At 51.3% G+C, this 18,523-nt stretch carries 16 protein-coding genes; 9 read left to right on the top strand and 7 right to left on the bottom strand.

Annotation, left to right across the window (positions count from 1 at the left end):
- Positions 1–83 precede the first annotated feature (83 nt).
- Entirely contained in the window at positions 84–2,306 is a 2,223-nt protein-coding gene (locus ABNT34_RS16810) for an EAL domain-containing protein (RefSeq protein ID WP_348733656.1), read from the top strand.
- A gap of 85 nt (positions 2,307–2,391) precedes the next feature.
- On the opposite strand, the gene ABNT34_RS16805 is transcribed toward ABNT34_RS16810, so the two are convergent.
- The 3 genes from ABNT34_RS16805 to ABNT34_RS16795 all read right to left on the bottom strand — a co-directional run bounded on the left by ABNT34_RS16805 (position 2,392) and on the right by ABNT34_RS16795 (position 5,843).
- Positions 2,392–4,011, bottom strand: a complete 1,620-nt coding sequence (locus tag ABNT34_RS16805) for a methyl-accepting chemotaxis protein (RefSeq protein WP_348733654.1) — start codon at positions 4,009–4,011, stop codon at positions 2,392–2,394.
- Between the two features lie 226 nt (positions 4,012–4,237).
- On the bottom strand, positions 4,238–4,768 hold the full coding sequence (gene ppa, locus ABNT34_RS16800; protein WP_031568541.1) for an inorganic diphosphatase: 531 nt from the start codon (positions 4,766–4,768) through the stop codon (positions 4,238–4,240).
- 103 nt (positions 4,769–4,871) lie between these two features.
- The gene (locus tag ABNT34_RS16795) at positions 4,872–5,843 is read right to left on the bottom strand and encodes a class 1 fructose-bisphosphatase (protein WP_348733651.1); all 972 of its coding nucleotides are present in this window, start codon (positions 5,841–5,843) and stop codon (positions 4,872–4,874) included.
- Positions 5,844–6,099: 256 nt separating this feature from the next.
- On the opposite strand from ABNT34_RS16795, the gene mpl reads away from it, so the two are divergent.
- The 6 genes from mpl to ABNT34_RS16765 all read left to right on the top strand — a co-directional run bounded on the left by mpl (position 6,100) and on the right by ABNT34_RS16765 (position 12,892).
- The gene (mpl, locus tag ABNT34_RS16790) at positions 6,100–7,461 is read left to right on the top strand and encodes a UDP-N-acetylmuramate:L-alanyl-gamma-D-glutamyl-meso-diaminopimelate ligase (RefSeq protein WP_348733650.1); all 1,362 of its coding nucleotides are present in this window, start codon (positions 6,100–6,102) and stop codon (positions 7,459–7,461) included.
- Between the two features lie 30 nt (positions 7,462–7,491).
- On the top strand, positions 7,492–8,157 hold the full coding sequence (locus ABNT34_RS16785) for a flavin prenyltransferase UbiX (protein ID WP_348733648.1): 666 nt from the start codon (positions 7,492–7,494) through the stop codon (positions 8,155–8,157).
- Positions 8,158–8,219: 62 nt separating this feature from the next.
- Positions 8,220–9,137 (top strand): ABC transporter ATP-binding protein, encoded by a 918-nt coding sequence (locus tag ABNT34_RS16780; protein ID WP_348733646.1) that lies wholly within the window; start codon positions 8,220–8,222, stop codon positions 9,135–9,137.
- Positions 9,137–9,910: an ABC transporter permease gene (locus ABNT34_RS16775; protein WP_348733644.1), complete on the top strand. Its 774-nt coding sequence runs from the start codon at positions 9,137–9,139 to the stop codon at positions 9,908–9,910. The genes ABNT34_RS16780 and ABNT34_RS16775 overlap by 1 nt, the downstream gene beginning before the upstream one ends.
- Before the next feature lie 195 nt (positions 9,911–10,105).
- Positions 10,106–11,755 carry a pyridoxal-dependent aspartate 1-decarboxylase PanP gene (panP, locus tag ABNT34_RS16770; protein WP_348733642.1) on the top strand — a complete coding sequence of 550 codons (1,650 nt, stop codon included), beginning with the start codon at positions 10,106–10,108 and terminating at the stop codon, positions 11,753–11,755.
- A 99-nt stretch (positions 11,756–11,854) separates the two neighbouring features.
- Positions 11,855–12,892 carry a M28 family peptidase gene (locus ABNT34_RS16765; RefSeq protein WP_348733640.1) on the top strand — a complete coding sequence of 346 codons (1,038 nt, stop codon included), beginning with the start codon at positions 11,855–11,857 and terminating at the stop codon, positions 12,890–12,892.
- A 45-nt stretch (positions 12,893–12,937) separates the two neighbouring features.
- Here ABNT34_RS16765 and ABNT34_RS16760 read toward each other — a convergent pair whose 3' ends face one another.
- Positions 12,938–13,852, bottom strand: a complete 915-nt coding sequence (locus ABNT34_RS16760; RefSeq protein ID WP_348733638.1) for an AEC family transporter — start codon at positions 13,850–13,852, stop codon at positions 12,938–12,940.
- Positions 13,853–13,920: 68 nt separating this feature from the next.
- Positions 13,921–14,289, bottom strand: coding sequence for a GIY-YIG nuclease family protein (locus tag ABNT34_RS16755; protein ID WP_348733636.1), 369 nt, complete (start codon positions 14,287–14,289; stop codon positions 13,921–13,923).
- A 36-nt stretch (positions 14,290–14,325) separates the two neighbouring features.
- On the opposite strand from ABNT34_RS16755, the gene ABNT34_RS16750 reads away from it, so the two are divergent.
- Entirely contained in the window at positions 14,326–15,612 is a 1,287-nt protein-coding gene (locus ABNT34_RS16750; protein WP_348733634.1) for a DEAD/DEAH box helicase, read from the top strand.
- Positions 15,613–15,636: 24 nt separating this feature from the next.
- On the opposite strand, the gene ABNT34_RS16745 is transcribed toward ABNT34_RS16750, so the two are convergent.
- Together ABNT34_RS16745 and ppiC are read right to left on the bottom strand one after the other, a co-directional pair.
- Positions 15,637–16,158: an N-acetyltransferase family protein gene (locus ABNT34_RS16745; protein WP_348733632.1), complete on the bottom strand. Its 522-nt coding sequence runs from the start codon at positions 16,156–16,158 to the stop codon at positions 15,637–15,639.
- A gap of 23 nt (positions 16,159–16,181) precedes the next feature.
- Positions 16,182–16,460, bottom strand: a complete 279-nt coding sequence (gene ppiC / locus ABNT34_RS16740) for a peptidylprolyl isomerase PpiC (protein WP_348733630.1) — start codon at positions 16,458–16,460, stop codon at positions 16,182–16,184.
- A 212-nt stretch (positions 16,461–16,672) separates the two neighbouring features.
- Here ppiC and ABNT34_RS16735 point away from each other — a divergent pair, with 212 nt between their 5' ends.
- Complete coding sequence (locus ABNT34_RS16735; protein WP_348733628.1) at positions 16,673–18,484, top strand: DUF885 domain-containing protein; 1,812 nt, start codon at positions 16,673–16,675, stop codon at positions 18,482–18,484.
- Positions 18,485–18,523: the final 39 nt, after the last annotated feature.

The raw sequence follows: 18,523 nt of genomic DNA, 5'->3' as shown, positions 1-18,523 counted from the left end.
GGTATGAACGGACCCGTTCAGGCACAACAACATGGAATTCCCGTCAGTGTTGCCCGGTGAGACTCTAAGGATAAGGTCGTTGAATGGTTTCAAAAGTAACAGATGATGATTTTCTGTTCCTCGCAGAAGACGAGAGTGTTTATACGCCGGCGCCTCAGGTCACTGGGGAATGGCATTTGCTCATTGTTGACGACGATGAAGAAATCCACACTGTCACACGACTGGCCCTGAGTGACTTGCTGGTACAGGGCCGTAAGCTGGTGTTTCATCATGCTTATTCTGGCCGCGCTGCCATCGAATTTCTGAAGAAAAATCCGCATATTGCCGTGATTCTGCTGGATGTTGTGATGGAATCCGACGATGCCGGCTTATTAGTTGTGCAACAAATCCGCGAACAACTGGGCATGGACGAAGTCCGGATTGTGTTGCGTACGGGTCAGCCTGGTTATGCGCCAGAAGAAAGTGTGATCAAAGAATATGATATCAACGACTACAAAACCAAGACTGAGCTGACGCGCAGCAAGCTGGTCACTTCGATTATTTCTTCGATCCGTTCTTATCAACAAATTCGCACTATCAATCAAAACCGGCTGGGTTTACAGAAAATCATCAATGCCGGCGCCAATTTACTCGAGCAGCATTCACTGCATGAGTTTTCTGAAGGCGTCGTGACGCAAATCTCCTCGTTGATTGGCCTGCATGCTGAAGGTGTGTTGTGTGCCCAGATTGAAGACGACGGTTCGGCCAGCGATAATGTTTACGTGCTGGGGGCTGCCGGGCACTATGCGCCTTATATTAAATGCAAGCTGGAGCGCTTGGGCAATGAGCGGATCATTCAACAAATCCTGCATTGTCTGGCGGAAAAACGCCATATATTTACCGCCTTTGATACCGTGCTGTATCTCGGGAATGCCGAACACAGTGCCGCAGTGTATATCGAAACCAACAGGCCTATTGAAGATTTTGACCGCCAGCTGATAGAGGTGTTCCTCAGTAACATTTCGATTGGGTATGAAAATGTCACGTTGTTCCAGCAGCTAAAGCATGCAGCGTATATTGACCCACTGACCAAAACGCCGAACCGCAATGAATACACACAACTGCTGCAGGAAACCCGCCGGCTGGCGCCAGAGCAGACGGTCGCAGTGCTGATTGATATTGACCATTTTTCTGACGTCAATGACGGCTTAGGCCAGGAAGTCGGCAACGAGTTACTGGTCGCGGTGACGCACCGGCTGGTGGAAAAGTTTGGTGATATCGCCCAGATTGCCCGCATCGGTGCCGACGTCTTTGGTTTGATCGGACCTGAAGCACAGTTAACGCCACAGCAGTTAAACGCTGTTTTTGCCACGCCGTTTCAGGCGTCAGAGCACAGCTTACAAATCAACGCAACTTTTGGTTTTTGCCGGTTGACCGATACCGTGCGTCAGGGGCTAGGGATTCTGAAGCAGGTTTATATCGCGCTGAACCGGGCGAAAAAAAGCTTGTCGCAAAACTATGAGTTTTATCACGCTGAGCTGGAAGACCAGATGGCCGAACGCCTGGCTTTGCTGCGCCGGTTAAGGCAGGATTTTGCTCAGGACAAACTCGCATTGTGGTATCAGCCGCAGATTTCGCTGAGCGACAATAAGGTCATCGGTATGGAAGCGCTGTTGCGCTGGCCAGATGGGCAGGGTGGTTATATTTCGCCGGCAGTCTTTATTCCGCTGGCAGAATACTCCGGGCTGATTGTGGAAATTGGTGACTGGGTGATCCGGCAGGCTTGCCAACAAATTCACTATCTGACCGCTCAAGGCCTGGAGCCACTGCGCATTGCGGTGAATGTGTCGATGCCACAGTTCCGCAGCCCGAATTTTGTCAGATCGGTGATTGATGCGGTGCAGGCAGCAAAAATTGATCCGCAAATGCTGGAACTGGAAATTACAGAATCCGTCGTGATGGACGAACCGAAAATCGTGATCGAGGCTTTGAGTCAGCTCAAAGCGCACGGCATTAAAGTGGCCATTGACGATTTTGGCATTGGTTTTTCCAGTTTGAGTTACCTGCAGCAGTTGCCCTTGGACCGGATTAAAGTCGACCGCGCTTTTGTGCGGGATTGTTCCAAGCCCAATGGTTCTGTCATTGCAGAAACCATTGTCAGTCTGGGTAAACGCTTAGGTTTATCGACTATTGCCGAGGGCATTGAAACGCCAGAGCAGGCGGCCGTGGTTAAAGCGATGGGCTGTGATGAGGTGCAGGGCTTTATGTATGCCAAACCGATGCCGACCCCCGAACTGCTGGCATTTATTCGCAGCTGGCAGCCTTAAATACTGAAGTTTTCAGCATAAAAAATGCCGCATTAAGCGGCATTTTTTTATGCTGCAGCGGCTGGAGCCGCTGCATTTGGAAGCATCAGACGCGGAACAACCGGGCAATGTTTTCCAGGTTCTGTGCCAGATTCGCCAGTTCGCGGCTGGCCTTGGCGATGTGGCCGGCGCTTTGTGAAGTGTGTTCAGTGTGTTTGACGATATCCACCACGTGCCCCACGATGGTTCCGGCCATCACTTGCTGCTCTTCAGTGGCAGAAGCAATATGCTGGTTCATCTCGCGAATACGACGGATACTGGTGGTGATGGCCTGCAGAGAGTCGCCGGCCTGATTGGCTGAAGTCACACTCTGATCGGCTTGCACCGTACTTTGCTGCATTTTCTGCACTGCAGAGCGGGCGGCTGATTGCAGCTGTTCAATGGTTTTCTGAATTTCTTCAGTAGATTTCTGTGTTCTGGATGCCAGAGTACGCACTTCGTCGGCGACCACGGCAAAACCACGGCCTTGTTCGCCGGCACGGGCAGCTTCGATGGCGGCGTTCAGTGCCAGCAAGTTGGTTTGCTCAGCAATACCTTTAATCACATCGAGCACAGCACCAACCTGATTAGCATCTGTTTCCAGTTTCAGAATGACTTCAGAAGCTTCCTGCACATTGCTCGCCAGCTGGCGGATATTGTTGACTGTGACACCAACTGTTTGCTGACCACGGTCTGCAGCGACGTTGGAATCATTGGCAGCGCTTGATGCTTCATTGGCACTGCTGGCTTCGGCGATGACGCTGTTACTCATATCGTCCACAGCAACTTTGGCCTGATCTGCCGCTTTGCGCTGCACGGCGATAGTTCTGTTGGTGTCATCTGTCAGTTGGTGCAGGTCTTTAGCCAGCGAAGACAATGGCAGCGCGGTATTAACGATTTCTTTGACCACGCCCTGCAGTTTTTCCATAAAAGAGTTAAACCAGAAGGCTAAATCACCGAGTTCATCTTTTGAGTTGGTCTGGATCCGGACTGTCAAATCGCCGTCTTCTTTCGCCAAATCCCGCAGCGAGCGAATGATATGACCAAGACTGCTGTCGATACCTTTGACCACTGGCAGCGCAGTACCAAACAGTGCCAACACAGTGATGACCATCATAATGACACCGACCGTAATCATCTGAGACGCCTGGCCGTTTGCATCATCAATGGCATTTTTAAATTGCTTTAACTGCACGTCGCGAAACGAAGTAAGTTTATTGACGGTGTTTTCGTAGTCCGCGTTCATTTTCTGTGAACGTTCACCAATGGTTGCCATGTCGGCGGTATTACTGACCATTTCCTGCGACACTTTAAAGGCGACGGTGTAATAAGCGTCAAAAGATTGCAGGATTTGCCCGACTTCGCGGCTGACTTCAGATTCCAGCTGGCCAACAGTCGTCAGTTGCTTTTTCATCTGTTCAGCGAGTTTATTGGCGCCATTCAGTGCTTCTTCGTCACCGGTAGTGACGGCGCTAGCCAGCGATTCTTTTAACCGTTCCAGCGAAACCAGTGCGCTTTCAGAGGCTTGCAGCACAGGGAACTGAATATCTCTGGTACTTTCCAGAGTTTTGACGTTACTCAAAGCGGTTTTTGTTGAGAGCCCCAAAAACACCACAAACATCAGGGTGCCAATGAGGGGGATTAAATAGATTTTTTTCGCAATCGAAAGGCGTTGCAAAAATTCCATAGATGATTACCCCGTTGGATCAGCGCAAAGGCCGTATTATTTTGAATATCTTTGATTTGAAATCACTTTCGAGTATAGACAGCAATTTGGATTGGCGCAGCAATCTCAGGGCATTAGAACAGAATTTATGAATGTAAAGAATGGGATAGTACTGAAAATTCGCGATTTGGCTCAGTTAATGAAACAGGCCCGGCAGTGCGGGCCTGTCTTTTAACACAGCACAAAATTATTTGTTTTGCGCGCGTTCAAATGAGGTTTGGATCTCGGCTTTGGCTTCAGCTTTGTCGCCCCAGCCAATCACTTTGACCCACTTACCTGGTTCCAGCTCTTTATAACGTTCGAAGAAGTGCTGGATTTGGCCTTTTAACAGCTCAGGCACGTCACCGATGTCCTGAATGTGGTCATAAATTTTAGTCAGTTTGCTGATAGGGACTGCCAGCACTTTGGCATCTTCACCGGCTTCGTCAGCCATTTTCAGCACTGCAACCGGGCGGCATTTAATGACTGCGCCTGGTACTAATGGATATGGCGTTGGCACCAGCACGTCAACCGGGTCACCATCCAGAGACAGTGTGTGGTTCACAAAACCGTAGTTGCATGGATAAAACATTGGCGTCGACATAAAACGGTCAACCCAAACTGTGCCGCTGTCTTTGTCGACTTCGTATTTGATTGGGTCGGCATTGGCCGGGATTTCGATGATGACGTTGATTTCATCTGGCAGATTTTTACCTGCCGGGACCAGACTTAAGCTCATGATGCTTCCTTATTTATTAAACATGCAGTGACGCCTATTATACCGGCGACACTAAAAATCGCTATGGTTGTCCGCCCTGACTTTGGTCGGGCGTCGTTCGCACTCAGGCCTGATGATACTTCAGGCAGCTGTCCACTTCGTGTTTAGACCCAAGGATCACCGCAACACGCTGGTGAATGTCGTGCGGCTCAATTTCCATAATCCGCTGGTAACCGGTGGAGCTTGCGCCGCCGGCTTGTTCTACCAGAAAACTCATCGGATTGGCTTCGTACATCAGGCGCAGTTTGTCCGGTTTGTTCGGGTCTTTGTTGTCGGTTGGATACATAAAAATGCCACCACGGCAGAGGATGCGATGCACGTCACCGACCATGGCGGCAATCCAACGCATATTAAAGTTTTTGCCGCGCGGGCCGGCTTTACCTTGCAGTAAATCACCGACATAAGCCTGCATGCCGGGTTGCCAATAACGCTGGTTCGACATATTGATGGCGAACTCGGCGGTGACTGACGGAATAGCCACTTCTTCCTGGGTTAGCAGGAAACCGCCATAAGTTTTATCCAGTGTGTAGAGGCGAGTGCCCTGGCCAGTGGTCAGCGCCAACATAGTAGAAGGGCCATATAACACATAACCGGCGGCCAATTGGGCGGTGCCGGGCTGCAAAAACTGCGCGGCATCAGCGGCGTCAACGTCATCACGCGCCGGCAGAATTGAAAAAATGGTGCCAATCAGGCTGTTAATATCGGTGTTGGAAGAACCATCCAACGGGTCAAACGTCACCAGATAACGGCCTTGTGGATTGCCGGCGACCGTGTGGTCTTCTTCTTCACTGGAAATCGCTTTGACCACACCGGTTTCCAAAATCATGTCTTTGAGCAATTCGTTGGCCAGCACGTCGAGTTTTTTCTGCGTTTCGCCCTGAATGTTTTCATCGAGCGTCGAGCCTAATACGCCGGCTAATGCGCCTTGCCCGACCCGGAAGGAGATTTCTTTACAGGCGGCCAGAATGGTTTTAATCAGAGCAATCAGGTCGGTATCGACCCCATCTTGTCGCAGTACAGGAGCCAGACGGCGCATCGGTATATCCTTCTGTTAGTGTAGGGGTGAAGCCAGGCCGGTCGCTTAATTGTGGCTCTGTTGGCCGCGTACCTGACCGTGCACTTGATAGTGGGCCCAGAGTTTAAAGAATCTGGCTAAAAATTGCATTTTTATCACCGATTTTATTTCGAAAAAGCCGGCTTTTCTTTTGTTACAATGCGACAAAACACCGGCGAGCGGCTCTGCATTTGTTGTTTGCAGAGCGATGCTGGTTCAGGCAGAACAGGATTATTGAATGCATCTTCATATTTTGGGTATTTGCGGCACTTTTATGGGTGGCATTGCAGCCATTGCCAAAAGTTTAGGCCACCGGGTCACAGGTTCTGACGCCAATGTGTATCCGCCGATGAGCACACAACTCGAAGAACTTGGCATCAGTCTGACCCAGGGCTACGACCCGGCGCAGCTGGAGCCGGCACCGGATTTAGTCATCATTGGCAATGCGATGTCCCGTGGTAATCCATGCGTTGAATATGTATTAAATCGCAATATCCCTTATACCTCAGGCCCGCAGTGGCTGGCGGAAACAGTGCTGCGCGATCGCTGGGTACTGGCGGTGTCTGGCACGCACGGCAAAACCACTACCACGACGATGCTGGCGTGGATTTTGGAATTTGCCGGGTTAAAACCTGGCTTTTTAATTGGTGGCATTCCGCAGAACTTCGATGTGTCGGCGCGTTTGGGCGAAGCGCCATTTTTTGTCATTGAAGCTGACGAATACGACACAGCGTTTTTTGATAAACGCAGCAAGTTTGTACACTACCGGCCACGGACCTTAATCCTGAATAATCTTGAGTTTGATCACGCTGATATTTTCCCGGATTTGGCGGCGATCCAGCGTCAGTTCCATCATTTATTGCGCATGGTGCCGGGCAATGGCTTAGTGCTGTCGCAAGCGGATGTACCGGCCGTGCAGCAAGTGCTGGCGATGGGCTGCTGGAGTGAACAGCAACAAAGTGGGACTGACTGGCAGGTGCGCTTGCTGCAGGCCGACGGTTCTGCCTTTGAAGTCAGTTTCCGCTGCGAAGTCAAAGGCACGGTGAACTGGGCTTTATGTGGTCAGCACAGTGTTGACAATGGCCTGATGGCGCTCGCGGCAGCGCAACATGCCGGCGTGCCGCTGGCGGTAGCGGTTGAAGCGCTGAGCCAGTTTGTCGCGCCGAAACGCCGGCTGGAATTAAAAGGCGTGGTCAATGGCATCAGCGTCTATGATGATTTTGCTCATCACCCGACGGCGATTGAGACGACCTTAGCCGGCTTACGTGCCAGGGTGGGCCAAAACCGTATTCTGGCCGTATTGGAACCGCGTTCAAACACGATGCGGATGGGCGTGCATAAAGAGGCGTTACCGGCTTCCCTTGCTAAAGCCGACGAAGTGTTTTTATTTGAACCGGCGAGCAGCGGCTGGTCGCTTGGCGCTTTGGCAGAACAAATCAGCCAGCAATGCGCCATTCCGGCGGCGGTGGAACAGGATATCGACAGGCTGGTTCAACTTATTGTCGCAACGGCGCAGCCGGGCGATTCGGTTCTGGTGATGAGTAACGGTGGCTTCGGCGGCATTCACGATAAGTTATTACAGGCGCTGGCTGCGGCATAAGCCAGCTGCGTTCAGCAAAAAGGCACTTTTATGCATGTGAGTAATGATCTGACCGTTCAACACAATGTTTCCCCCCAGCGTGAAGTCACGCTGGCGTTTACCGGCGCTTCCGGTGCTTTATATGGCTGGCGCCTGCTGCAGGTGCTGCTGAGTCTGAATGTTAAAGTGCATTTGCTGGTTTCCAGCGCCGCTAAAGTGGTGTTTGCCACTGAACATGATTTAAAACTCAATGGCAATCCGCAGGCTTGTCAGGCGCAGCTGGTTGAAATCTTTGGCTGTGCCCCCAACTTACTGGCTGTCTACGGCAAAGATGACTGGTTCTCGCCAGTGGCGTCGGGTTCGGCTGCGCCCAAAACCATGGTGATTTGCCCTTGCTCGACCGGCACTGTTGCAGCTATTGCCCATGGCATGAGCGACAACCTGATTGAGCGGGCTGCGGACGTCGTTATCAAGGAAAAAGGCCAGTTGATTTTAGTGCCGCGCGAGACGCCATTAAGTGCCTTGCATCTGGAAAATCTGCTGGTGTTAGCCAAACTTGGCGCCACTATTATGCCGGCGGCGCCTGGCTTTTATCATCAGCCCAAGACTATTGAAGATTTGATTGATTTTATGGTGGCCCGATTGCTGGACCATTTGGGATTGCCGCAGCAGCTGATGCCGCGTTGGGGTTATCAACCTCAGACTGCCAAAGATTAATTCACATCAGGGATTACTGAATCCAAACATACAATCGCCTGGCGATTAAAGAGGAACACGCTGTGACGCTGGCCTTATCCATTCGTGATCTGCACAAAAGTTATAAAAGTGGCACCAAAGCCTTAAATGGCATCGACTTAGATGTACAGCAAGGCGATTTTTTCGCACTGCTGGGGCCCAATGGAGCGGGTAAAAGCACAACGATTGGCATCATCAGTGCTTTAGTCAATAAAACGTCCGGCTCGGTCAAAGTCTTTGATTTTGATACTGATACTCAGCTTGAAGATGCCAAAAGCCAGTTAGGTTTAGTGCCGCAGGAATTTAATTTTAACCAGTTTGAAACTGTGCTGCAGATTGTGGTCAATCAGGCGGGGTATTACGGCGTGCCCAAAAGTGTTGCTTTGGTACGGGCGGAAAAATACCTCGGCCAGCTCGGCCTCTGGGAAAAACGTCACGCCCGCTCACGCGAATTATCCGGTGGTATGAAACGCCGGCTGATGATCGCCCGCGCTTTGATGCATGAACCCAAACTGTTAATCCTCGATGAGCCAACCGCCGGCGTAGATATCGAGCTGCGCCGTTCTATGTGGGAATTCCTCAAAGAGATTAACGCCCAAGGCGTCACTATCATTCTGACCACGCATTATCTGGAAGAAGCCGAGATGTTGTGCCGCAATATTGCCATCATCGACAAAGGCCGCATCATTGAAAACACCTCGATGAAAGCGTTACTGGGCAAACTGAATAAAGAAACTTTTGTGCTGGATTTAAAAGCTGGCCGCGCTGATTTGACGCTGCCGGGTTTTGTCACCCGCAAACTCGACGAACATAGTTTTGAAGTGGATGTGGAGAAAAATCAGGGCCTCAATGCCGTATTTTCCGCACTCGCAGCAGAGGACATCACAGTGTTGTCGATGCGGAACAAAGCCAACAGGCTGGAAGAGCTGTTTGTCAGCCTGATTGGTGAGGGGAAACACTGATGTTTAAACCAAGATATCTGATTGCGCTGCAAAGTATTCTGAATAAAGAAACTAATCGTTTCCTGCGGATTTGGGTGCAAACCCTGGTACCGCCGGCCATTACCATGACGCTGTATTTTGTTATTTTTGGTAACTTAATCGGCAGCCAGATTGGCCAAATCCACGGCTTCAGTTACATGGAGTTTATTGTGCCTGGCCTCATTATGATGTCAGTGATCACCAATTCTTATGCCAACGTGGCGTCGAGTTTTTTCAGCGCCAAGTTTCAGCGTAATGTTGAAGAACTGCTGGTCGCACCGGTACCGAACTACATCATAGTGCTGGGCTTTGTCGGTGGTGGCGTGGCGCGCGGCGTGCTGGTCGGGTTGATTGTCACTGTACTGAGTTTATTTTTTGTTGATATCCGTATCCATCATTTATGGGTCATCGTCAGCACTGTGTTACTGACTTCGGCAGTGTTTTCACTGGGCGGGTTGATTAATGCGGTCTATGCCAAAACCTTCGACGACATCAGCATTGTGCCGACTTTTGTGCTGACGCCTTTGACCTATTTAGGTGGGGTATTTTATTCGCTGAGCCTGTTGCCAGAGCTCTGGCAGGGCGTGTCGACACTGAATCCGATTGTTTATATGGTCAATGCCTTTCGCTATGGTTTTCTCGGACATTCCGACGTCAGTCTGACGCTGGCGTATTCAGTGCTGATTGGCCTGATTGTTGTGTTGTTTGGTATCGCGATGCGTTTGATCCGCCGCGGCACGGGCCTGCGTAGCTAAGAATAAGATGGTGCAGTGGCTGGCCAGCGCCCGCAGGCCGCACTGCGCAATTCATACTGCACAGACCAGTCTGCACATTTTTTAAAGACTTTTGCGATGTGTTTTAGTACATTGCTTCCTTTGGGCCATCACAGAGCCCACGCGCTTTTAAGCGCCAACAGACCACAGAGTCTGAGTTCACCACGGCGAGGATAAATGACAGATAACAAACGACTGGCAACAGCGTCCGAAGAGGCTCTGTGGCGGATCTTTACCGTCCCTGAAGCGCCGGACTCTACGCTCAGCATCATCGAGCAGAATATTTCGCAGAATCTGGCCGGTTTCCTGCGTGAAAGTATTGTCGCAGTGGAAAAGCCGCTGTGGCAAATCGAACGCGATTTTCAGGCCTATCAGATCCCGGCGGAACCGACTTTTGTCTCTGATTACGCCGAAAATATTATGCAAAAGCTGGTGGCGCATTCAGTCCATACTGCGGCACCGAGTTTTATTGGTCACATGACCTCAGCCTTACCGTATTTTGTGTTGCCGCTGTCAAAAATGATGGTCGGGCTGAATCAGAATCTGGTCAAAATCGAAACTTCCAAAGCCTTTACACCGCTGGAGCGCCAGGTGCTCGGCATGATGCATCATCTGGTGTATGGCGAAACCGAAGGTTTCTACAAAAAATGGCAGCATAGCGCCAATCATTCGCTTGGGGCTTTTTGCTCGGGCGGCACTGTCGCCAATATGACCGCGCTGTGGATTGCGCGTAACCGCCTGCTGAAACCGGACGGCGATTTTAAAGGTGTCGCCAAAGAAGGCCTGTTCCGCGCCATGCGGCATTATGGTTATGACGATTTGGCCATTCTGGTGTCAGAACGTGGCCATTATTCGCTGAAAAAAGCCGCTGATTTATTGGGCATTGGCCGCGATATGCTGCTCCCCATTCCAACTGGCGATGACAACAAAGTCGATGTGGCGAAAATGCGCGAAAAAGCGCTGGAGTTGCAGGCCCGGCATATCCGCGTGATGGCGATTGTTGGGGTGGCCGGTACTACTGAAACCGGTAATGTTGACCCGTTAGCCGAACTTGCGACGCTGGCGGCTGAGTTGCAGTGTCATTTCCATGTCGATGCAGCCTGGGGCGGCGCGACTTTGCTGTCAGACAAATACCGTTATCTGCTCAAAGGGATAGAGCTGGCCGATTCAGTGACGATCGATGCGCACAAGCAAATGTACGTGCCGATGGGCGCGGGCATGGTGGTGTTTAAGCATCCGTCCAGTGCGCATGCCATTGAGCATCACGCCGAATATATCCTGCGCAAAGGCTCCAAAGATTTAGGTAGCCAGACTTTAGAAGGTTCACGCCCGGGCATGGCGATGCTGGTGCACGCCTGTTTGCAGGTGATTGGCCGCAAAGGTTATGAAATTCTGATCAACCGCTCCTTAGAAAAAGCGCGTTATTTTGCCGGCCTGATTGATTTGCACGCTGATTTTGAATTAGTCACTGCGCCTGAGCTTTGTTTGCTGACCTATCGTTATGTGCCGGCAACGGTGCAGCAGGCCATGCACAAAACCAAAGCTGCCGGCGACATTGAAAAACTTAAAAAATTCAATGATTTGCTTAGTGGTCTCACCAAATTTATCCAGAAGCGGCAGCGCGAAGAGGGCAAATCTTTTGTCTCGCGCACCCGCTTGACGCCGGCTCGTTACTATCGGCAGGATACAGTGGTGTTTCGCATCGTGCTGGCCAATCCGCTGACGACAGATCAAATCCTGCACGACGTGCTGGATGAGCAAATTGAACTGGCGAAAATGGATAAAGAGTTTTTACCCAAGTTACTGCAGCTGGCGCGGGATTATTGATTGCGCCGGTTGTAAAGTGATGTTTTAAAAATGGCGGTCAAACCGCCATTTTTGATCAAGAAGCAGCTTGGGTCGCATAGAAAAAACAGGAGTGTGTCGATGGCGTTATGGTTGAGGCGTGTTAGCCAGTTGCTGGCGGTTGGTGTGGTCTGTGCAGCCACGCTGTGGCCTTTTTATCAGGTCGGTCAGCAGCAGTTAACCCGCTCAGAACAGGCACGCATTGACGCACAGCCAGGTGTCAGCCGCAGCAGTTATCAGCCCCGGCTCGACCAGCTGCAGCAAACGGCAGATTTCAGCACACTGGCGTCCACAGAGATGGCAGGCCGGCGGCCAGGTCAACCCGGTAGTGAATTGGCGCGGCAGTTTCTGCAACGTCGTTTTACTGAGCTTGGCTTGATACCAATAGTTGCTGCCGCCGGCACAGACGGCTTTGCTCAGACCTACCAGACCGACGGGCAAAGCGATGGCGTGAACTTTATCGGCAAAATCAACGGCACTGCCGCGCAGTTACCGGCCATAGTGGTCACTGCCCATTATGATCATGTTGGTGTGCATCAGGACCGGATGTTTCCGGGCGCAGACGATAATGCTTCAGGGGTGGCTGCTTTACTGGCGCTGGCGGCTTATTTTCAGGCGCATCCGCCGCGTCATTCACTGATTTTTGCGGCAGTGGATCACGAAGAACAAGGCATGCATGGCAGCAAACAGTTATTTGCCGGTAAGTTGTTACAGCCAAAGCAACTGGCGCTGAACGTGAATCTGGATATGTTAAGCCGCGATACCAAAGCGCAACTGTTTGCGGTCGGCACTTATCAGTATCCGGCGTTATTGCCACTGTTACAGCCGTTGCAGCAGGGCAGTCTGGTGGCGCTGAAGTTTGGCCACGACCGACCCGCGGCAGTGGCAGGGCGGGTACAGGACTGGAGTGACGCCAGCGATCACGGCAGTTTTGCCAAAGAAGGGGTGCCGTTTGTTTATTTCGGCGTGCCGGACCATCCGGATTATCATCAGCCGACCGACACTTTCGAGCGCGCTGACATTGGTTTTTATCATAAAGTCAGCGACACCATTTTGTCCGCGTTGTTGTTGCTGGACCAGGCGGATTTGAGCGTGCTGCGACTCGAAACTAAGCGATAAAAAGCCAGCGATAAAAAGCTGAGCGTTAAAAAAACGAGTGACGACTCAGATTTGGTGAAGTAGCCATGCCCAAAGCGGCAAGGTGATAAAACTCAAGAGCAGACCAAAACCCACCAGCGCCGCCACCAGCCGTGGCGCCAGGCCAGCCATCATCGCAATAGCGCCTGCAGAGATCATTGGTGGCATCGCCGCTTCAAATACCGACACCTGCACCGCTTTGCCGGATAATCCCAACAGCATGGCGCCACAGAGCACCAACAACGGCATCAACAGCAGTTTAATGCCAAGGCCGCTTAACAGTGGCGACAACCGCTCCCCGGCCAGCGAAAACTTCAGCTGAAAACCAACGGCAAACATGATGAGGGGCACCAGCGTGACGGCCAGATTATCCAGCGTGGTTTGCAGCAGTGGCGGATAAGTCCAGGCTTTGAGCGATAACCCGACAATCAGTGCCAGAAATGGCGGAAAGGTCAGAATACGTATCGCCATCGCTGTAGGGGAAACTTTGCTTTGCGCCGCATTCACGCCATAGAGCGCCGCCAGAATGGTCGACCAGGTGGCCAGCGCAACAAAAGAGCCGATTTGGTCGTAAATCATCGCATAAGGCAGCCAGTCGCCGCCAAACAGCGCTTCAATCATCGGAAAACCGAGGAACGAGGTATTGCCTAATGGCAGCACAATCAGCAGCGCGACGATAATGTCACGTGACCAGCGCAGCAAGCGGCCGAGCGTGACTATCAAGGCGCTGACGATGAGCAATAATATCCAGGGCACTAAAGCCGGAATAAGCAAATCCCAGGAAAAATGCAGCGACGGGATTTTCTGCAGCACCAGCGCCGGCAGCGCGACATACATGACAAAAGTGTTCAGCACGACCGGCGTTTCAGACGGGAATTTCGGCACCCGGCGCATCGCAAAACCCAGGCTCAGGTAAATCAGGATCAGGATAAAATTGTCCACGGGGCAATAAATCTCAGAGTAGAAGACAACAGGTTCTGCAGGAGATTAGCGGTTTTTCAACCACTTGCCTATGCGACTTCGGTGGAAGCTGGCTGCGGTAAGTCGATTACGCTTTGAGGGGCAGGACTGTGCTGCAGCCAGTCGGGCTGCCATTGGCCCTGAACCAGGCGTTCTTTGTCGGCTTTTTTCAGTTGCTTCAGCTGATATTCCAGCGTGCTGGCATGGCTGCGGTTGCAGGCGGTGAAAGTCCAGACCAGCTGCAGCGGGCCTTTGCCGCGCAAGGCTCTGGCCCCGCCGGCAAGCTCGCCCTGATGCTGGCGCAGCCGGCGTTTTGGGTCTGTCGAAATACCGGCATACAGGCTGCCGCTGCTGGTTCGCACCAGATAAAGCTGCCACTGCGACGCCTCGGCTGTTTCTGCTATAATCGCGCTCTGCAATGCGGCTCCTGCAGCTGGTTTTTTATTTGAGGTGTTATGCAATTTACCGATTTGGCCCTTGCGCCGCCTATTCTAACGGCCATCGCCGAACAAGGCTATCAGACGCCAACGCCTATCCAGCAACAAACCATTCCGCTGATCTTACAGGGTAAAGACGTGTTAGGCGGCGCTCAGACCGGCACCGGCAAAACCGCCGCTTTTACCTTACCTATTCTACAAAAGCTCAGCACCAACCCCATATCCTTAGTGGCGAAACAAGTGCGTTGCCTGATTTTAACGCCAACGCGTGAACTGGCGCAGCAAGTGGCCGACAACGTCGCCGCTTATGCCCGGCATCTGCCGCTGAAAACCGCAGTATTTTATGGCGGCGTGTCGGTCAATCCGCAGCTGGAGCAAGCCGCTGGGGGCCTCGACATTCTCATTGCGACACCGGGGCGTTTGTTGGACCATTTACATCAGCAAAGCATTAGCCTGTATCAGCTGGAAGTACTGGTGCTGGATGAAGCCGACCGCATGCTCGATATGGGTTTTATCCACGATATTCGCCGCATCATGGCGAAGTTACCGCCCAAACGGCAGACGTTGTTTTTCTCGGCGACCTTTTCGCCGGAAATAAAAACGCTGGCGGATTCCTTGTTATATAACCCGGTGCTGGTGGAAGTGGCCAAAGCCAACTCCACCGCTGCAGGCGTTGAGCAGTTGGCGTACCGGGTTGATTCCCAGCGTAAACGTGAATTGATTTCTGAAGTCATCGGCAAAAAGAACTGGCAGCAGGTGCTGATTTTCAGTCGCACTAAGTTTGGCGCTGACCGTTTAAGTAAACAGCTGCAGCTTGATGGCATCGATGCTCAGGCTATTCATGGCGATAAAAGTCAGGGCCATCGCACTAAGGTGCTGCAGGATTTTAAAGAAGGCAATGTACGGGTGTTGGTCGCAACCGACATCGCCGCGCGTGGGCTGGATATTGAAGAGCTGCCGATAGTGGTCAATTACGACCTGCCGCATCAAGCGGAAGATTATGTGCACCGCATCGGTCGCACCGGTCGGGCCGGTAACGTCGGCCTCGCGGTCACGTTGGTGACGCCAGACGATTTGCCGATGCTTAAAGAGATTGAGCTTCTGACCAAACAAGTCATCACCCAGCAGGTGTTCCCCGGCTACGACCACGACCCGCGGTTTAACCATTCCAGCAAAGGTACGCACAAAGCGGCTGACGAGCAGGATGAAGTGAAACCGAAGAAGAAGTTTTCCAATAACCGCAAGTTGTCGCAGGAAAAAGCCCGGCTGCGCGCCGAACTGACCGGAAAAAAACGCCCGCGTTAAGCGGGCGTTTTGCGATAAAGAGTATTAATCATCCTGCGGTTGCAGCGGTGTTGGCAGCGTCAGCTGATAAAAAGCTAAATCCAGCCAACGGCCGAATTTAAAGCCTGCCTGGCTGATAGTACCGCTGTGCACAAAACCGAGTTTCTGATGCAGCGCGATACTGCCGCTGTTGCTGGCATCAATACCACCAATCAATAAGTGATAACCCTGAGTTTTTGCTGCTTCAATCAGCAACTGCAGCATCTGGCGGCCAAGGCCTTTGCCCTGATGCGCCGGATGCACATACACCGAATGTTCGACCGAATACTTAAAGGCCGGAAAGGCGCGGAAAGTACCGTAACTGCCAAAGGCCAATAAAGTCCCATCGTCGGCTTTGAGGCCAATCACCGGGAAATTACCAGTTGTTTTATTGGCGAACCACTGCTGCATGGTTGCCATAGTGCGCGGTTTGTATTCATAAAGAGCCGTGGTATGCAAAATGGCGTGGTTGAAGATCTCGAGGATCTGCGCCGCTTCGGACTCATACTGGCACTGAATAATTTGCATGCAGGGCTCGCTTGAAGTGCGCTTCAGGCGCGATACAAGGTTTTAATCAGGTGGAAACCAAACTGGGTTTTCACCGGGCCATGTACTTCCAGTACCGGCTTTTTAAACACGACGTCGTCAAAAGCTTTGACCATCTGACCCGGTCTGAACTCACCGAGATCACCACCTTTTTTACCGGAAGGACATAAGGAATGTTTCTTCGCAAGGTCCTGAAAATTGGCACCTTTGGCCAGTTGTTTTTTCAGTTGTTCCGCTTCTTCCTGGGTCTTTACCAGGATATGACATGCACAGGCTTTGGCCATATTGAGTACTCCTACCACTTAAATTGAGCAGCTCTGCCATCCGGGGCGGACCTTTTGCATTGGGTGCGTAGTTTAATCGAAATTTACGACGAAAAAAACCTGCTAATCGGACCTGTTTGGTTGTGTTTTTTTTCAGCAGTTACGGGTATGGTAAAGATGTAACAAAAAAGTATCTGGATAACTAATTTATAACTAAAAAAAGGAAAGTGAAGATGTGGAAGTGGTTAGGGCGCTTATTGTTGTTAGCGGTGCTTGTTTTGACAGCGTTTGTCGTGAATGCGGTTTGGTTTAAACCGCTTTCAGCCCGGGTATTTTACGAAAGGGTTTTCCTTGAATTTGGCTTCAACAGTCCAGAATTATTGAGCCAACTCGGATTGTTAGAAAGTTTTGGCTTACGTGGTCACAATGCGGAATTGGATGACCGCTCGCAAGCCGCCGGGGACAAGCAATATGCCAAAGTGAAGCAGGATTTGGCTACTCTGCGCAGTTATGACCGGGACGGTATGTCGGACAGTGAAAAACTCAACTACGACATGCTGGAATGGTTTATGGCCCACCAAGCAGAAGGGGAGAAGTGGCGTTACCACGAGTATCCGGTCAATCAGTTATTTGGCGTACAGAACGTATTGCCGCGGTTTATGACCACCACCCACCGATTAAAAGATAAAACTGACGCTGAGCAATATGTCAGCCGGCTTAACCAGTTTGACCGGGTGTTTAGCCAGGTGATTGAAGATTTAAATATTCGCGCTGGCAAAGGTATTGTACCGCCCCGTTTTGTCCTTGAAAAAGTGCTGGTTGAGGTAAAAGGCTTTACTGCGGGCGGGGCTGAACAAAATATGATGTATAAACATCTGGTCGAAGCGATGGCAAAAATGCCCGAGCTTACAGACGCAGAGCGGCAAAAGATCGCTGCGGATGCCAAAACCGCGATAGAAAAATCAGTATTACCTGGCTATCAGAAACTGACTGATTTTTGGACTGACGCTGTGGTGTCCGCAACGCAGGATGATGGTGTCTGGAAGTTGCCGGATGGTGATCAGTACTATGCCTATATTCTGAAACAACATACCACGACCGATATGACACCTGAACAAATCCATCAGATGGGACTGTCGGAAGTGGCGCGGATCCAACAGGAAATGCTGACAATTTTGCATGCTCAAGGCATCAGTGGTGATAATGTCGCGCAGATGATGACTGCACTTGGCGATGACAAAGGTTTTTTATATCCGGATTCCGACGAAGGACGCGCCCAGATCCTGGCGGACTATAAATTGCTGTTAGACGCAAATGAACACCTGTTGGCTCCAGCTTTTAATATCAGGCCTAAAGCAGCTTTAGAAGTGAAACGCGTACCTGAGTTTTCCGAAAAAACCTCACCAGGCGCTTATTATTATCCACCGGCCATGGACGGGTCACGGCCGGGGCTGTTTTACGCCAATCTCTACGACATCCGCGCCACGCCAAAATTTGGCATGAAAACGCTGGCCGTGCATGAAGGTATTCCGGGCCATCATTTCCAGCTTGCGATCCAGCAAGAATTAAAAGGCCTGCCGACTTTCCGCAATATTCTGCCTTTTACCGTTTATGCCGAGGGCTGGGCGCTTTACACCGAGCGGCTGATGGCGGAGCTGGGTTTGTATAAAGATGACCCCTTTGGTGATTTAGGCCGCTTACAGGCCGAGTTATTCCGTGCGATCCGACTGGTGGTGGATACCGGTATCCATCACAAACGCTGGACACGGGAACAGGCCATTGCTTATATGTCCGGCAATGCCGGCATGGCGAAATCCGATGTTGAGTCTGAAATTGAGCGTTATATCGTGATGCCGGGCCAGGCCTGCGCTTATAAAGTCGGTATGATGAAATTACTCGAACTGCGCAGCAAAGCGCAGCAGGAACTCGGCGATAAATTTAAGCTGACCGATTTCCACGACGTTGTGCTGCAAAACGGCTCTATGCCACTGGCAATTTTGGAACGGGTAGTGGACCAGTATATCGCGGCGAAAAAAGCTGCTTGATAGCCCGCTGACAAAATCTATACCAGTAAGTGATAAAAA

This window comes from Rheinheimera texasensis, assembly GCF_964031785.1.
In the GTDB taxonomy this organism is placed as follows: Bacteria; Pseudomonadota; Gammaproteobacteria; order Enterobacterales; family Alteromonadaceae; genus Pararheinheimera; species Pararheinheimera texasensis_A.
The sequence above is the reverse complement of the archived record's forward strand: the minus strand, read 5'-3'. Positions and strand labels throughout refer to the sequence as shown.

Coding starts and splice junctions, on each gene's coding strand:
- ABNT34_RS16750 (WP_348733634.1), top strand. CDS start 14,326: ATGCAATTTACCGATTTGGCCCTTGCGCCGCCTATTCTAACGGCCATC.
- mpl (WP_348733650.1), top strand. CDS start 6,100: ATGCATCTTCATATTTTGGGTATTTGCGGCACTTTTATGGGTGGCATT.
- ABNT34_RS16765 (WP_348733640.1), top strand. CDS start 11,855: ATGGCGTTATGGTTGAGGCGTGTTAGCCAGTTGCTGGCGGTTGGTGTG.
- ABNT34_RS16745 (WP_348733632.1), bottom strand. CDS start 16,158: ATGCAAATTATTCAGTGCCAGTATGAGTCCGAAGCGGCGCAGATCCTC.
- ABNT34_RS16785 (WP_348733648.1), top strand. CDS start 7,492: ATGCATGTGAGTAATGATCTGACCGTTCAACACAATGTTTCCCCCCAG.
- ABNT34_RS16805 (WP_348733654.1), bottom strand. CDS start 4,011: ATGGAATTTTTGCAACGCCTTTCGATTGCGAAAAAAATCTATTTAATC.
- ABNT34_RS16775 (WP_348733644.1), top strand. CDS start 9,137: ATGTTTAAACCAAGATATCTGATTGCGCTGCAAAGTATTCTGAATAAA.
- ppa (WP_031568541.1), bottom strand. CDS start 4,768: ATGAGCTTAAGTCTGGTCCCGGCAGGTAAAAATCTGCCAGATGAAATC.
- ABNT34_RS16810 (WP_348733656.1), top strand. CDS start 84: ATGGTTTCAAAAGTAACAGATGATGATTTTCTGTTCCTCGCAGAAGAC.
- ABNT34_RS16795 (WP_348733651.1), bottom strand. CDS start 5,843: ATGCGCCGTCTGGCTCCTGTACTGCGACAAGATGGGGTCGATACCGAC.
- panP (WP_348733642.1), top strand. CDS start 10,106: ATGACAGATAACAAACGACTGGCAACAGCGTCCGAAGAGGCTCTGTGG.
- ABNT34_RS16735 (WP_348733628.1), top strand. CDS start 16,673: ATGTGGAAGTGGTTAGGGCGCTTATTGTTGTTAGCGGTGCTTGTTTTG.
- ppiC (WP_348733630.1), bottom strand. CDS start 16,460: ATGGCCAAAGCCTGTGCATGTCATATCCTGGTAAAGACCCAGGAAGAA.